The organism is Burkholderia sp. HI4860 (assembly GCF_002223045.2).
GTDB lineage: Bacteria > Pseudomonadota > Gammaproteobacteria > Burkholderiales > Burkholderiaceae > Burkholderia.
Window position 1 is genome coordinate 2,356,052 of record NZ_NKFO02000003.1, and the last position, 14,086, is coordinate 2,370,137.

Annotated in this window: 15 protein-coding genes; 9 read left to right on the forward strand and 6 right to left on the reverse strand. The window is 67.3% G+C overall.

The annotated features are described in order from the left end of the window. Positions 1-78: 78 nt before the first annotated feature. Complete coding sequence (gene uvrA, locus CFB34_RS26220) at positions 79-2,964, reverse strand: excinuclease ABC subunit UvrA (protein ID WP_089441032.1); 2,886 nt, start codon at positions 2,962-2,964, stop codon at positions 79-81. Positions 2,965-3,238: 274 nt separating this feature from the next. On the opposite strand from uvrA, the gene CFB34_RS26225 reads away from it, so the two are divergent. From CFB34_RS26225 to CFB34_RS26245, 5 genes are all read left to right on the forward strand, one after another. Beyond that, complete coding sequence (locus CFB34_RS26225; protein WP_089426342.1) at positions 3,239-4,426, forward strand: MFS transporter; 1,188 nt, start codon at positions 3,239-3,241, stop codon at positions 4,424-4,426. 102 nt (positions 4,427-4,528) lie between these two features. Beyond that, positions 4,529-5,086 carry a single-stranded DNA-binding protein gene (locus tag CFB34_RS26230; protein WP_089441031.1) on the forward strand — a complete coding sequence of 186 codons (558 nt, stop codon included), beginning with the start codon at positions 4,529-4,531 and terminating at the stop codon, positions 5,084-5,086. A 120-nt stretch (positions 5,087-5,206) separates the two neighbouring features. Further along, the gene (gene mug / locus CFB34_RS26235) at positions 5,207-5,755 is read left to right on the forward strand and encodes a G/U mismatch-specific DNA glycosylase (RefSeq protein WP_089441030.1); all 549 of its coding nucleotides are present in this window, start codon (positions 5,207-5,209) and stop codon (positions 5,753-5,755) included. Continuing rightward, positions 5,742-6,365 carry a DNA-3-methyladenine glycosylase gene (locus tag CFB34_RS26240; protein WP_089441029.1) on the forward strand — a complete coding sequence of 208 codons (624 nt, stop codon included), beginning with the start codon at positions 5,742-5,744 and terminating at the stop codon, positions 6,363-6,365. Before mug ends, CFB34_RS26240 begins: the two co-directional genes overlap by 14 nt. 102 nt (positions 6,366-6,467) lie before the next feature. Continuing rightward, positions 6,468-7,232, forward strand: a complete 765-nt coding sequence (locus CFB34_RS26245) for a ParA family protein (protein ID WP_089441028.1) — start codon at positions 6,468-6,470, stop codon at positions 7,230-7,232. Between the two features lie 63 nt (positions 7,233-7,295). On the opposite strand, the gene CFB34_RS26250 is transcribed toward CFB34_RS26245, so the two are convergent. Next, the gene (locus CFB34_RS26250; RefSeq protein ID WP_179243659.1) at positions 7,296-7,448 is read right to left on the reverse strand and encodes a hypothetical protein; all 153 of its coding nucleotides are present in this window, start codon (positions 7,446-7,448) and stop codon (positions 7,296-7,298) included. 284 nt (positions 7,449-7,732) lie between these two features. Between CFB34_RS26250 and phaP the strand changes: the two genes are divergently transcribed. The 4 genes from phaP (at position 7,733) to CFB34_RS26270 (ending at position 11,067) form a co-directional block, all read left to right on the forward strand. After that, entirely contained in the window at positions 7,733-8,317 is a 585-nt protein-coding gene (phaP, locus tag CFB34_RS26255; protein WP_089441027.1) for a TIGR01841 family phasin, read from the forward strand. 292 nt (positions 8,318-8,609) lie between these two features. Then, positions 8,610-9,791, forward strand: coding sequence for an acetyl-CoA C-acetyltransferase (locus CFB34_RS26260; RefSeq protein ID WP_089441328.1), 1,182 nt, complete (start codon positions 8,610-8,612; stop codon positions 9,789-9,791). A gap of 217 nt (positions 9,792-10,008) precedes the next feature. Continuing rightward, on the forward strand, positions 10,009-10,752 hold the full coding sequence (gene phbB / locus CFB34_RS26265) for an acetoacetyl-CoA reductase (RefSeq protein WP_089441026.1): 744 nt from the start codon (positions 10,009-10,011) through the stop codon (positions 10,750-10,752). A gap of 108 nt (positions 10,753-10,860) precedes the next feature. Beyond that, entirely contained in the window at positions 10,861-11,067 is a 207-nt protein-coding gene (locus CFB34_RS26270) for a hypothetical protein (RefSeq protein ID WP_089441025.1), read from the forward strand. An 87-nt stretch (positions 11,068-11,154) separates the two neighbouring features. Here CFB34_RS26270 and CFB34_RS26275 read toward each other — a convergent pair whose 3' ends face one another. The 4 genes from CFB34_RS26275 to CFB34_RS26290 are packed head-to-tail and all read right to left on the reverse strand — an operon-like array spanning position 11,155 to position 14,030. Further along, positions 11,155-11,502 (reverse strand): hypothetical protein, encoded by a 348-nt coding sequence (locus CFB34_RS26275; RefSeq protein WP_089441024.1) that lies wholly within the window; start codon positions 11,500-11,502, stop codon positions 11,155-11,157. Further along, positions 11,486-11,995, reverse strand: a complete 510-nt coding sequence (locus tag CFB34_RS26280) for a hotdog family protein (protein WP_089441023.1) — start codon at positions 11,993-11,995, stop codon at positions 11,486-11,488. The genes CFB34_RS26275 and CFB34_RS26280 overlap by 17 nt, the downstream gene beginning before the upstream one ends. After that, positions 11,995-12,810 (reverse strand): beta-ketoacyl synthase chain length factor, encoded by an 816-nt coding sequence (locus tag CFB34_RS26285; protein ID WP_089441022.1) that lies wholly within the window; start codon positions 12,808-12,810, stop codon positions 11,995-11,997. The genes CFB34_RS26280 and CFB34_RS26285 overlap by 1 nt, the downstream gene beginning before the upstream one ends. Before the next feature lie 8 nt (positions 12,811-12,818). Beyond that, positions 12,819-14,030, reverse strand: coding sequence for a beta-ketoacyl-[acyl-carrier-protein] synthase family protein (locus tag CFB34_RS26290; protein ID WP_089441021.1), 1,212 nt, complete (start codon positions 14,028-14,030; stop codon positions 12,819-12,821). Positions 14,031-14,086 lie beyond the last annotated feature (56 nt).

The window sequence follows — 14,086 nt, forward strand, 5'->3', positions numbered from 1 at the left end:
GAGAAGGGGCCGGTTCGGCGGTGCGCAAGGGCGCGCGGCCGGGCGGCCGCGCGCGGGAGGGCAGGCAGGCGCGACGTGTCAGCCGGCCGCGACCTTGCGGGCCGTGCGCTTGAGCAGCGGCGCGAGGTATTTGCCGGTAAAGCTCGCCTTCGTCTTCGCGACCTGCTCGGGCGTGCCCTGCGCGATGATCTGGCCGCCGCCGGCACCGCCTTCGGGGCCGAGGTCGATCACCCAGTCGGCCGTCTTGATCACGTCGAGGTTGTGCTCGATGATCACGACCGTGTTGCCCTGGTCGCGCAGCCGGTGGATCACTTCCAGCAGCAGGGCGATGTCGTGGAAGTGCAGGCCGGTGGTCGGCTCGTCGAGGATGTACAGCGTGCGGCCGGTGTCGCGCTTGGAGAGCTCGAGCGACAGCTTCACGCGCTGCGCCTCGCCGCCCGACAGCGTCGTGGCCGACTGGCCGAGGCGGATGTAGCCGAGGCCGACGTCGAGCAGCGTCTTCAGCTTGCGCGCGATGACCGGCACCGCGCTGAAGAACTCATACGCGTGCTCGACCGTCATGTCGAGCACTTCGCTGATGTTCTTGCCCTTGTACTGCACTTCGAGCGTTTCGCGGTTGTAGCGCTTGCCGTGGCACACGTCGCACGGCACGTAGACGTCCGGCAGGAAGTGCATTTCCACCTTCAGCACGCCGTCGCCCTGGCACGATTCGCAGCGGCCGCCCTTCACGTTGAACGAGAAACGGCCCGGATCGTAGCCGCGCTCCTTCGCGGTCGGCACGCCCGAGAACAGCTCGCGGATCGGCGTGAACAGGCCCGTATACGTGGCCGGGTTCGAGCGCGGCGTGCGGCCGATCGGCGACTGGTCGACGTTGATCACCTTGTCGAAGTGCTCGAGGCCCTCGATCGCGTCGTGCGGCGCCGGCTCGGCCGACGAACCGTACAGGTGGCGCGCGACCGCGTGATACAGCGTGTCGTTGATCAGCGTCGACTTGCCGGAGCCCGACACACCGGTGATGCAGGTCAGCAGGCCGACCGGCAGCTCCAGATCGACGTGCTTCAGGTTGTTGCCGTGCGCGTCGACGATGCGCAGCATCCGCTCCGGATCGGGCGCGAGCCGCTCGTCCGGGTACTCGATCACGCGTTTGCCGAGCAGGTACTGGCCGGTGAGCGACTGCGGATTCGACTGCACCTGCTTCGGCGTGCCCTCGGCCACGATCACGCCGCCGTGCTCGCCGGCGCCCGGGCCCATGTCGACGACGTAGTCGGCGGTGCGGATCATGTCCTCGTCGTGCTCGACGACGATCACCGAGTTGCCGAGGTCGCGCAGGTGCTTGAGGGTCGCGATCAGGCGGTCGTTGTCGCGCTGGTGCAGGCCGATCGACGGCTCGTCGAGCACGTACATCACGCCCGTGAGACCCGAGCCGATCTGCGACGCGAGCCGGATGCGCTGCGCCTCGCCGCCCGACAGGGTTTCCGCGCTGCGCTCGAGCGACAGGTAGTCGAGGCCGACGTTGTTCAGGAAGGTGAGGCGCGCGACGATTTCCTTGATGACCTTGTCGGCGATCTCGCGTTTCGCGCCGTCGAGCGACAGCCCGTCGAAATAGCCGAGCGCGTCGCGCAGCGGCCAGCCGCTGATTTCGAAGATGCCGCGCGCGTAGTCGCCCGTGCCGATCCGCACGTGGCGCGCTTCGCGGCGCAGGCGCGTGCCGTCGCACGACGGGCACGGCTGGTTGTTCTGGTACTTCGACAGCTCTTCGCGCACCGCGACCGAATCGGTCTCGCGGTAGCGGCGCTCGAGGTTCGGGATGATCCCCTCGAACACGTGCTCGCGGATCGTCGTGCGGCCGCGCTCGTTGATGTACGAAAACGGGATCGTCTGCTTGCCCGAGCCGAACAGCAGCACCTTCCGGATCTTTTCCGGCAGATCCTCGAACGCGGCGTCGATGTCGAATTCGTAGAACGCCGCGAGACTCTGCAGCATCTGGAAGTAGAACTGGTTGCGGCGGTCCCAGCCTTTCACGGCGCCGGCGGCGAGCGACAGCGACGGGTGCGCGACGACCCGCTTCGGGTCGAAGAACGTGATCTGGCCGAGGCCGTCGCATTCCGGGCACGCGCCCATCGGGTTGTTGAACGAGAACAGGCGCGGCTCGAGTTCCTGCAGCGAGTACGAGCAGATCGGGCACGCGAACTTCGAGCTGAACAGGTACTCGCGGTCGGTATCCATCTCGAGCGCGATCGCGCGGCCGTCGGCGAGGCGCAGCGCCGTCTCGAACGACTCGGCGAGGCGCTGCTTCATGTCCGGGCGCACCTTGAGACGATCGACGACGACGTCGATCGTGTGCTTGTCGTTCTTCTTCAGCTTCGGCAGCGACTCGACCTCGTAGATCTTCGCGACGCCTTCGTTCGCGGCGCCGCCGCCCGAGCGCACGCGAAAGCGCACGAAACCCTGCGCCTGCATGTCCTCGAACAGCTCGGCATGCTCGCCCTTGCGGTCCGCGACGACGGGCGCGAGGATCATCAGCTTGGTTTCCTCGGGCAGCGCGAGCGCCGCGTCGACCATCTGCGACACGCTTTGCGCTTCCAGCGGGATGTCGTGGTCGGGGCAGTACGGCGTGCCGACACGTGCGAACAAAAGTCGCAGGTAGTCGTGGATTTCCGTGACCGTGCCGACGGTCGAACGCGGGTTGTGGGACGTTGCCTTCTGCTCGATCGAGATCGCCGGCGACAGGCCTTCGATCAGGTCGACGTCGGGTTTCTCCATCAGTTGCAGGAACTGGCGGGCATACGCGGACAGGCTTTCGACGTAGCGGCGCTGACCCTCGGCATAAAGGGTATCGAACGCGAGCGACGACTTGCCCGACCCGGACAACCCGGTAATCACGACCAGCTTGTGGCGCGGCAGGTCGAGATTGACGTTTTTCAGGTTGTGGGTACGAGCCCCACGGATGCGGATCTGTTCCATGAACCTGGCGAAAATGGAGGGAACCAAACCTGCTACTATAACGGCTTTTCGAGGCCGTCGTTTGGGGTCCCCAGCCTTAGCAGCAGGTGGCAGCAAGATGGCGCCTGCGCCGGGAAAAGTGGCCGCAGCGGCCGCGCCGCGCGGTTCCGGGCAGCCTGCGGGCGGCCTGAATCCTGCCCCGACGTGTTGCCGGCCAAGCCTCCCGGGCCACTGGTCCTGATCTTCCGCCGCCCGGTGTCGGGCGGGCATTCCGATCATTCGAAATTCATTCCCGATGTCCAATCCGTCTGCCACGTCTTCCCGCATGACCGCGCCCGAATTGCGCGCGACCACGTCGCTCGCGGCGATCTTCGCGCTGCGCATGCTCGGCCTGTTCATGATCATGCCGGTGTTCTCGGTCTACGCGAAAACCATCCCGGGCGGCGACAACGTGCTGCTCGTCGGCATCGCGCTCGGGGCCTACGGCGTCACGCAGTCGCTGTTCTATATCTTCTACGGCTGGGCGTCCGACAAGTTCGGCCGCAAGCCGGTGATCGCGACCGGCCTCGTGATCTTCGCGATCGGCAGCTTCGTCGCCGCGTCCGCGCACGACATCACGTGGATCATCGTCGGTCGCGTGATCCAGGGGATGGGCGCGGTGTCGTCCGCGGTGCTCGCGTTCATCGCCGACCTGACCTCCGAGCAGAACCGCACGAAGGCGATGGCGATGGTCGGCGGCTCGATCGGCGTGTCGTTCGCGGTCGCGATCGTCGGTGCGCCGATCGTGTTCCACTGGGTCGGGATGAGCGGGCTGTTCGCGATCGTCGGCGTGCTGTCGATCCTCGCGATCGGCGTCGTGCTGTGGATCGTGCCCGATGCGGCCAAGCCCGTGCACGTGCCCGCGCCGTTCGCCGAGGTGCTGCACAACGTCGAGCTGCTGCGCCTGAACTTCGGCGTGCTGGTGCTGCATGCCACGCAGACGGCGCTGTTTCTCGTCGTGCCGCGCTTGCTCGTCGACGGCGGCCTGCCGGTCGCCTCGCACTGGAAGGTCTACCTGCCGGTGATGGGGCTCGCGTTCGTGATGATGGTCCCGGCGATCATCGTCGCGGAAAAACGGGGCAAGATGAAGCCGGTGCTGCTCGGCGGCATTCTGGCTATCCTGATTGGCCAATTGCTGCTGGGCAGCGCGCCGCATACCATCCTGATTGTGGCGGCGGTTCTTTTCGTCTACTTCCTCGGCTTCAACATCCTGGAAGCGTCGCAGCCGTCGCTCGTGTCGAAGCTCGCGCCCGGTTCGCGCAAGGGCGCGGCCACGGGTGTGTACAACACCACGCAGTCGGTCGGGCTCGCGCTCGGCGGCATCGTGGGCGGCTGGCTGCTGAAGCACGGTGGCGCCAACACGGTGTTCTACACGTGTTCGGGGCTCGTTGCCGCGTGGCTTATAATCGCGGCCAGCATGAAAGCGCCGCCGCGCAAGGCCTGAACTCATTTCGGGCAGGCACCGGCGACTTTCGCCGGCTTGCCCCGGCGGGCCGCACCGACAGCATGAGCGGGCGGCCCGGCATCGAATTTACTGGAGAAACACATGGCATCCGTCAACAAGGTCATCCTCGTCGGCAATCTCGGCGCCGATCCTGAAGTCCGTTACCTGCCGAGCGGCGACGCGGTTGCGAACATCCGTCTCGCGACGACCGACCGCTACAAGGACAAGGCGAGCGGCGATTTCAAGGAAATGACCGAGTGGCATCGCGTCGCGTTCTTCGGCCGCCTGGCGGAAATCGTCAGCGAGTACCTGAAGAAGGGGTCGTCGGTCTATATCGAAGGCCGCATCCGCACGCGCAAGTGGCAGGGTCAGGACGGCCAGGATCGTTACTCGACCGAAATCGTCGCTGACCAGATGCAGATGCTCGGCGGCCGCGGTGCGGGCGGCGGCGGTGGTGGTGGCGGTGACGAAGGCGGTTACGGCGGCGGCTACGGTGGTGGTGGCGGCGGTGGCCGTGGCGAGCAGATGGAGCGTGGCGGTGGCGGCGGCGGTCGTGCCGGCGGCGCAGCGCGTGGCGGTGCAGGCGGCGGCGCGCAAAACCGTCCGAGCGCACCGGCAGGCGGCGGCTTCGACGAGATGGACGACGATATTCCGTTCTGATCGGCAAGTCGGCATCTCGCATCACGATGGGCCCAAACGTCCGAGTCAAGCCAGTTGCTTGGCCCGGGCCTTCGGGCCTTGTTTCGTTTACGTCGATGTTCCTTGCGCGCGAGGCAAACCGTGGCTGACGAACTTCCCGACCTCATCGCTCCGCATCTCGACGTGCTGTTTTGCGGGATCAACCCGGGCCTGACCGCGGCCGCCACCGGGCATCACTTCGCCGGGAGAAGCAACCGCTTCTGGCGCGTGATCCATCTCGCGGGCTTCACGCCGGCAGAAATCTCGCCGCAGGACGATCGCGCGATTCTTCAATATGGCTGCGGCCTGACCGCGGTGGTGAAGCGGCCGACCGCGAGCGCCGATCAGCTTTCGCGCGCGGAATTCATCGCGGCGGCTGCCGAGTTCGACCGAAAGCTGGCGCGCTATGCGCCGCGCTTCGTCGCTTTTCTCGGCAAGGCGGCGTACTCCGCGCTTTCCGGGCAGCGAGCAATCGACTGGGGGCTGCAACCGGCCCTCATGCAGGGGGCGAGCGTCTGGGTGCTGCCCAATCCCAGCGGGAGAAACCTCGCGTTCGGCCTCGACGATCTGGTCGACGCATACCGTCAGCTTCGGCTGCAGGCGAAGGCCGTTTCCGGTCTCCAACTGGAGGGGCAGGATGCGGCGCGGTGAACCCGCGCCCCAGTGGCCGGGCACCGTGCTGCCCCGCGCATTCTTCGACCGAGTCGCCACCGACGTCGCCCCGCAACTGCTGAACAAGATCCTCGCGGCCGCCGACGGCCGGGCCGGGCGGATCGTCGAAGTGGAAGCCTATGCCGGCGCGATCGATCCGGCTGCGCATACCTACCGCGGCAAGACGCCGCGCAATGCGACGATGTTCGGGCCGCCTGGGCATCTGTATGTCTATTTCACGTATGGCATGCATTGGTGCTGCAACTGCGTGTGCGGCCCGGATGGCACGGGAACGGGCGTGCTGATCCGAGCGCTCGAGCCGCTGCACGGGCTCGAGCAGATGCGTGCGGCCCGGCCGCCGCAGACGCGCGATCGCGACCTGTGCCGGCGGCCGGCGCGGCTGACCCAGGCGATGGGGATCACCGGCGCGCACGACGGTGTCGACCTGATCGGTGCGCACGAAGGGTTCGCGATCGTCGACGACGGCATCGCGCCGCCCGCCGATCCGGCGAGCGGGCCGCGCATCGGCATTCGCGTCGGCACGGATCTGCCGTGGCGCTGGAGCGTTCCGGGCAACCCGTATGTATCGGGGCCAGTGACACGCCGCTGATACACCCCTTGCCGGAATGCGCACAATTCGACCTGCGTCACGCGACCGCCATTATTGACCGGCTAAGCTTGTCTTTTCGGCGTATTCGAGCGAGGAGACACCATGCGGCGGGTCGTATTCAACCAGAAGGGCGGCGTGGGCAAATCGACGATCGTCTGCAACCTGGCAGCGATCAGCGCGAGCGAAGGGTTGCGCACGCTCGTCATCGACCTCGATGCGCAGGCGAACTCCACGCGCTACCTGCTCGGCGACGCCGCAGCCGACGCGCAGCCAGGTATCGCCGATTTCTTCGAAACCGCGCTGACCTTCAACTTCCGCCCGGTCGACGTCGCGTCGTTCATTCATCCGACCCCGTTCGAAGGGCTCGACGTGATGCCCGCGCATCCGGAGCTCGACACGCTGCACGGCAAGCTCGAGTCGCGCTACAAGATCTACAAGCTGCGCGATGCGCTGAATGAGCTCGACACCTACGACGCCGTGTACATCGACACGCCGCCCGCGCTGAATTTCTATACGCGCTCGGCGCTGATCGCGGTCGAGCGCTGCCTGATCCCGTTCGACTGCGACGATTTCTCGCGCCGTGCGCTGTACACGCTGCTCGAGAACGTGAAGGAAATCCAGCAGGACCACAACGCGGCGCTCGAGGTGGAAGGGATCGTCATCAACCAGTTCCAGCCGCGGGCGAGCCTGCCGCAGCGGCTGGTCGACGAACTCGTCGAAGAAGGGTTGCCGGTGCTCGCGTCGAGGTTGTCGGCGTCGGTGAAGATCCGCGAGTCGCATCAACAGTCCAAGCCGGTGATCCATCTGGAACCCGGGCACAAGCTCGCGCAGGAGTTTCTCGCGCTGCATCGAGAACTGGCCGGCTGATACCGCATTTGCCTGACAAATCCGCGGCCGCATCATGCGGCCGCTTTTTATTGCGACCGCAATTCATCCGATCATTGATTCCGTCATTAATAATCCCGAAAACGATTTCATAATAAATCCAGAAAAAACGATTACATAGGTGGCCGCTCCATTTTCAATGCGCCCCGGTTTTCTAATAAACGGAATAATGGATTGGTAAATGTTGCGCGACGTCATGATCCGTTATCCTGTAACAAGGTAAAAATGCATTGCGGGACAGAGTGATGCGCGGCCCCGTCTGCGATGTCGACGCGCTACGGGTTCCAGCAGTCGTCCCGGATAGAAATAAGGGTTTACACCTAGTATTAATGCCATTTAATTGACAATTAATCGATCTAGAATGGACTCCTTCACCTTCCCGCACTCAAATAAGTGACGGGTTGTCAATAAGGAAGCCCGCTGTCGATCCGGCTTCCAATTTCTTTGCGTCGTCTCTCGCATTGCTAACAGGAGCGTGCCCGATGTCCGTATTTGCCCCCGAAAAAATCAACGCCGAATATCAATCCGGTATTGCAGCGTGGTTTGCGATTGCCCGTCCGGCGATCCAAGGTTTCGAGGCTGTCGTCGAACTCAACCTGCAAGCGGCCCGGACGGCGCTCGGGGAATACGAGGACAAGCTGAAGAACGCATTCAACAGCAGCAACCCGGCCGCAGGTTTCGCGCAGCAGATCGCCGCACCGCAGGAAGCGGCCGGCAAGGCCGTGTCGTACGGTCGCCATCTGTTCGACATCGCGGTGTCGACGCAGTCCGAATGGGCGAAGGTCGCGCAAGCGCAATATGAACAGAACGACAAGCGCCTGAAGGAGGTGCTCGGCGAACTGTCGAAGCATGCGCCGGCCGGCTCGGCGCCGGTGGTGGCCGCACTGAACTCGGCGCTGTCGGCGGCGACCGCCGCGGCCGATTCGGTTCGTGCCGCGACGGGCCAGGCGATCGAAGCCGCGCAGAGCGGCTTCGATGCGGTCAGCGAAACGGCTGCGCGTGGCGCGAAGCAAACGGCTGCCGCCGCACGCAAGGACGCCGCGGCCGCACGCGAATCGGCTGCGTAATCGCATAGCCACGCAAGCACGTGTCGCGCACGGGCGCGACACGATTGAGCGGCGCCGGATGGCGCCGGATGCCGCGTGTGCCGCGTGGCGTCCGGCGAATGTCCGGTTTGCCGCAAGACGCCGGTGAACCGGCGAGCCGTACCGGTGTGCCGCCCGTTCGAACGGGTGCCGTGCGCCGTACGACGGCGTGCGATCGCTATCGGGCCGAATGGCCCGGGAGGCGCGATCGCCAGCCGAGGCCGGCACGTGCCGGCGTCAGAACGACGAACTGATTTCGATGCAGGAACTGGACATGACGGATGTAGTGATCGTATCGGCCGCGCGGACCGCGGTCGGCAAATTCGGCGGTTCGCTTGCGAAGATTGCGGCGCCCGAGCTGGGCGCGACGGTGATCCGCGCGGTGCTGGAGCGTGCGGGCGTGAAGCCCGAGCAGGTCAGCGAAGTGATCATGGGCCAGGTGCTGACGGCCGGTTCCGGGCAGAACCCGGCGCGGCAGTCGCTGATCAAGGCCGGGCTGCCGAACGCAGTGCCGGGGATGACGATCAACAAGGTGTGCGGCTCGGGCCTGAAGGCCGTGATGCTGGCGGCGAACGCGATCGTCGCGGGCGACGCGGAGATCGTGATCGCGGGCGGCCAGGAGAACATGAGCGCGTCGCCGCACGTGCTGCCGGGCTCGCGCGACGGGTTCCGGATGGGCGACGCGAAGCTGGTCGACACGATGATCGTCGACGGCCTGTGGGACGTGTACAACCAGTACCACATGGGCATCACGGCGGAGAACGTCGCGAAGGAATACGGAATCACGCGCGAGGAGCAGGACGCGTTCGCGGCGTTGTCGCAGAACAAGGCGGAAGCCGCGCAGAAGGCCGGCCGCTTCGACGATGAAATCGTGCCGGTGGCGATTCCGCAACGCAAGGGCGAGCCGCTGCAGTTCGCCACCGATGAATTCGTGCGTCACGGCGTGACGGCGGAGTCGCTGGCCGGGCTGAAGCCGGCGTTCTCGAAGGACGGCTCGGTGACGGCGGCGAACGCGTCGGGGCTGAACGACGGCGCGGCGGCGGTGCTGGTGATGTCGGCGCAGAAGGCGGCGGCACTCGGCCTGACGCCGCTGGCGCGGATCAAGGCGTACGCGAACGCGGGCGTGGATCCGAGCGTGATGGGGATGGGCCCGGTGCCGGCATCGCGCCGCTGCCTGGAGCGCGCGGGCTGGACGCCGGGCGACCTGGACCTGATGGAGATCAACGAGGCATTCGCGGCGCAGGCGCTGGCGGTGCACAAGCAGATGGGCTGGAACACGTCGAAGGTGAACGTGAACGGCGGGGCGATCGCGATCGGCCACCCGATCGGCGCGTCGGGTTGCCGGATCCTGGTGACGCTGCTGCACGAGATGGCCAGGCGCGATGCGAAGCGCGGGCTGGCATCGCTGTGTATCGGTGGCGGGATGGGTGTCGCGCTCGCGGTCGAGCGCGCCTGAGTAGAGTCTGACGACTCGTCCCGCGTGCGGCAGCGGCCAGCGTCGCACGCGGGCGAAGCGGTTTTCGCGCACGACAAGCAGTCAACAACACGCGCGAGGTGCAGGTGCGTGCCGCGCCCGCGACGCGGGCGGCTGCGCATCGAAGCGGTGGGGCGGCAGCATGAGCGACGCCGCCGCTCCGCCTTGATCGATTACTTTTTTGTCGGTAATTAATAGGATGACTAAGCGAATTGCAGTAGTGACTGGTGGCATGGGCGGCCTCGGCGAAGCGGTCAGCATCAGGTTGAACGACGCGGGCCACCGGGTAGTCGTCACGTATTCGCCGAACAACACCGGCGCGGACCGCTGGCTGACCGAGATGCACGCGGCCGGCCGCGAGTTCCACGCGTATCCGGTGGACGTGGCCGATCACGATTCGTGCCAGCAATGCATCGAGAAGATCACGCGGGACGTCGGCCCGGTCGACATTCTCGTGAACAACGCGGGCATCACGCGCGACATGACGCTGCGCAAGCTCGACAAGGTCAACTGGGACGCGGTGATCCGCACCAACCTCGATTCCGTGTTCAACATGACGAAGCCGGTCTGCGAAGGCATGGTCGAGCGCGGCTGGGGCCGCATCGTCAACATCTCGTCGGTGAACGGCTCGAAGGGTTCGGTCGGCCAGACCAACTACGCGGCCGCGAAGGCTGGCATGCACGGTTTCACGAAGTCGCTCGCGCTCGAGATCGCACGCAAGGGCGTGACGGTGAACACGGTGTCGCCGGGCTACCTCGCGACGAAGATGGTCACGGCGATCCCGCAGGACATCCTCGACTCGAAGATCCTCCCGCAGATTCCGGCGGGCCGGCTCGGCAAGCCCGAGGAAGTCGCGGCGCTGGTGGCTTACCTGTGCTCGGAGGAGGCCGGCTTCGTGACGGGCTCCAACATCGCGATCAACGGCGGCCAGCACATGCATTGACGCGGGGCGGCCCGGCGGTGTGCGCGCATCTGCCGGCCCGCGTTCCGCACGATCCAGTGCCGGGGCGGCGGCAGGCGCGCCGCTTCGGCTTCGCATTCCGGAGAAGGCATGGGCGATACCTGGATGGGACTCGTAATCGGCGGCACGGCACTGGCCGTCGCGCTGACGATGGCAGTCTCGCTCTACTGGCTCGAGCGGCGCCGTGCGCGGCTGCTGCGGAACTTCGATCATCGCGATTGCTCGCTCGTCGCGTACGGCAGGTGCTTCGCACGCGTGCGGACCCGGCCGGCACGCCGGCTGCGCGGCGCGCGTTGACGGCGGCATCGCGGCAGTGACGCGTCACGCTTGACGAGCGGTCGTGCATCGCGCGCATGCCTGCGGGGATGCGCGCGATGCCCTTGATCAATCGTTCTTTTCGCTCTTCCCGCCCGACTCGCCCGAGTCGTTCTTGTGGAAGATCCGCTTCGTCGTGCGCTTGGTGGCATCCCAGCCTTCGCGCGACGCGTGTGCGACCCCGTGGCCGACCGCCTTCGCGGCGCTCGCGGTCGCGTGGCCGAAGCTGCGGGCCGCCTCGCCGGTCTTGTGCGCGGCTTCCTTCGAATCGCGCTTGATGTCCTGCTTCACTTCCGACATGTCCGCGTGCGCGATCGGGCTGATCAGCGCCAGCACGAGCGCGGTGCCAATGAACTGACGAACTTTCACGACCTGGTTTCCTTCTCTTGGGTGAGCGGCTTCATCGAGGATTCGCATCGCCGGCTGGCGCCGCGCCCGGGCGCAACGCGCCGGCCGCCGACGCGTCGAGCATCACCGCGGCGCGGCCGGACAGCAGCACGCGATCGCCGCAGCGCAGTGCGAAGCCGTACAGCACCGAACGGGCGTCACCGCTCACGCGTTCCGCTTCGACGACGAGCGGCTGCGCGAACGTGTCGAGCCGGTCGACGAATGCGTCGACGTTGCGCACGCTCGCCAGATAGCCGACACGCGGGCGCGCTTCGTGCGCACCGAGTAGCGCGCCGTGCACGGCCATCGCCTGCGCCGCGTATTCGATCCCGCAGACGGATGCAAGCCGGCCGTGCGCGCGCAGCGGGTTGTGCGGATCGCAGTGGCTCGTCGCGGTGCAGCGGATGCGAGCGGCATCCCACGCATCGACCGTATCGAGCACGCACATCGCGCCGCCGTGCGGAATGTGCGCGGCGATCCACGCGTGGTCGAGCGGCGGTGCGAGCGGGATGGTCGCGGTCATCACGCGCGCTCCGCGAACGTATCCGGCGTCGCGACGTCGACCTGCACGCGTGTATCGGCCAGGTAGTCGAGCACGACGCGCGTCGAACGCCGCGCGGCGATGGCGTCGAGCAGCGGCAGCACGCGCGCGGCCGGATTGCCGGCGCGCAGTGCGTCGAGTTCGGCGTTCGCGAGCGGCGTGGCGGGTGCGTCGGCGAGCTGGACGTCGATGCGGGCGAGCGCGCGCTCGCTTGCTTCCGGCGCGAGCACGAGTGCCACGCCGAATGCGTCGCCGATCGGGCGCACCGCACGCAGCGGTTCCGGGTAGTCGGTGTCGTACGCGATCAGCAGCGTCGACACGCGATCGACCACGACCTGGCACAGGCTCTCGAGCAGGCCCGCGGCAAAGCTGCCGTCGTGCGCGCAAAGCACATTCGACGTCGCCATCGCGCGGGTCGCGATGCTCCAGTAGCCGGCCGGTGCGTTGTGCACGGAGTTGTGGAAGCGCGTCGGCGACAACTGCCGATCGTCGCCGGCCAGCGTCTCGCAGATCGCGTGGCAATTCTGGCCGTCGCCGCCCGACGCGCTGAACACGGTTGCGAGCGTCGCGGCATCGCGTCCGCTCGCGGCCACCGCTTCGTGGCCGACCGCGAGCGCCGCGCGCACGACGGGGCCGGTGCGGCGCCGCTCGGCCGACGGCAGGCCGGCCGGCGGCGGCAGCTCGGTGCGGGCCGGCGCATACGGCACGCGGCCCGCGAGCACGTCGGCCGCGTGCGGCCAGTCGTTCAGTCCGGGCCCGATGAGGCCGATGCTTTCGATGAAGGCGGTGAGTGTCATGGCGGGCCTCAACGGCGGGCGTGGTCGGCGCGGCCGAGGATCAGGCTGCAATTCGTGCCGCCGAAGCCGAACGAATTGGACAGGACGGCGCGCACGCGCGTCGCGCGGCTCGCGAGCACATAGTCGGCGGCGAGTGCCGGGTCGGGCTGTGTCGTGTTGACACCGGCCGGCACGAACTGCTCGCGCAGCGCGAGCGCGGCGACGACGGCCTCGAGCGCCCCCGCCGCGCCGAGCGTATGGCCGGTCGCGCCCTTCGTCGAGCTGCACGGCGTGCTGGCGAACAGCGCGCCGATCGCACGGCTTTCGGCCGCGTCGTTGCTCGGCGTCGCGGTGCCGTGCAGGTTCACGTAGTCGATGTCGGTTGCGCCCAGGCCGGCGGATGCAAGCGCCTGCTCGATCGCGACGCGCGCGCCGAGCCCGTCCGGATGCGGCGACGACATGTGATGTGCGTCGCTCGATTCGCCGATGCCGAGCAGCAGGATCGCATCGGCGTCGAGTGCGGCGGGCGGGTCGGGCATGCGTTCGACGAGTGCGAACGCGGCGGCCTCGCCGATCGAGATGCCGTCGCGCGCGACGTCGAACGGCCGGCACGGCTGGCGCGACAGCAGCTCGAGCGAATTGAAGCCGTACAGCGTCGTCAGGCACAACGAATCGACGCCGCCGACGACCGCCGCGTCGATCAAGCCCGCCTCGATCATGCGGCGCGCGGAGCCGAACACTTTCGCGCCGGACGAGCACGCGGACGAGATCGCCATCGCCGGCCCGCGCAGTGCGAAGAACGCGCGCACGAACGCGGCCGGCGAATACGGGTTGTGCGTCTGCGCGTAGCGGAAGTCGGCGGGCAGCGCGCCGCTCGCCGGATCGCGGCGTTGGTATGCGTGTTCGGTCTCGAGGATGCCGGCCGTGCTCGTGCCGATGAACACGCCGACGCGCGCCGCACCGTAGCGCGCCACGGCCGCCGCGACGCGTGCGTCGAATCCGTCCTGCGTGAGGCCGAGTTGCGCGAGGCGGTTGTTGCGGCACGCGAAGTCGGCGAGATCGGCCCGCACGGGCTGCGCATCGACGCCGTCCACCGCGCCGATCCACGTGTCGAGATCCGCCCGTTCGAAGTCGCAGGGCTGGAGCCCGCCGCGCGCGTCGCGCAGCGCATCGAGGGTCGCATCGAGGCCGCGGCCGATGCAGCTGGTGGCGGTGAAGTGCGAGAGCAGGAGAGGTTTCACGAGGGTCGCATCCGGTGGCCGGAACGGGTGCCGCAGCAGGGCTGGCACGCGCGCCG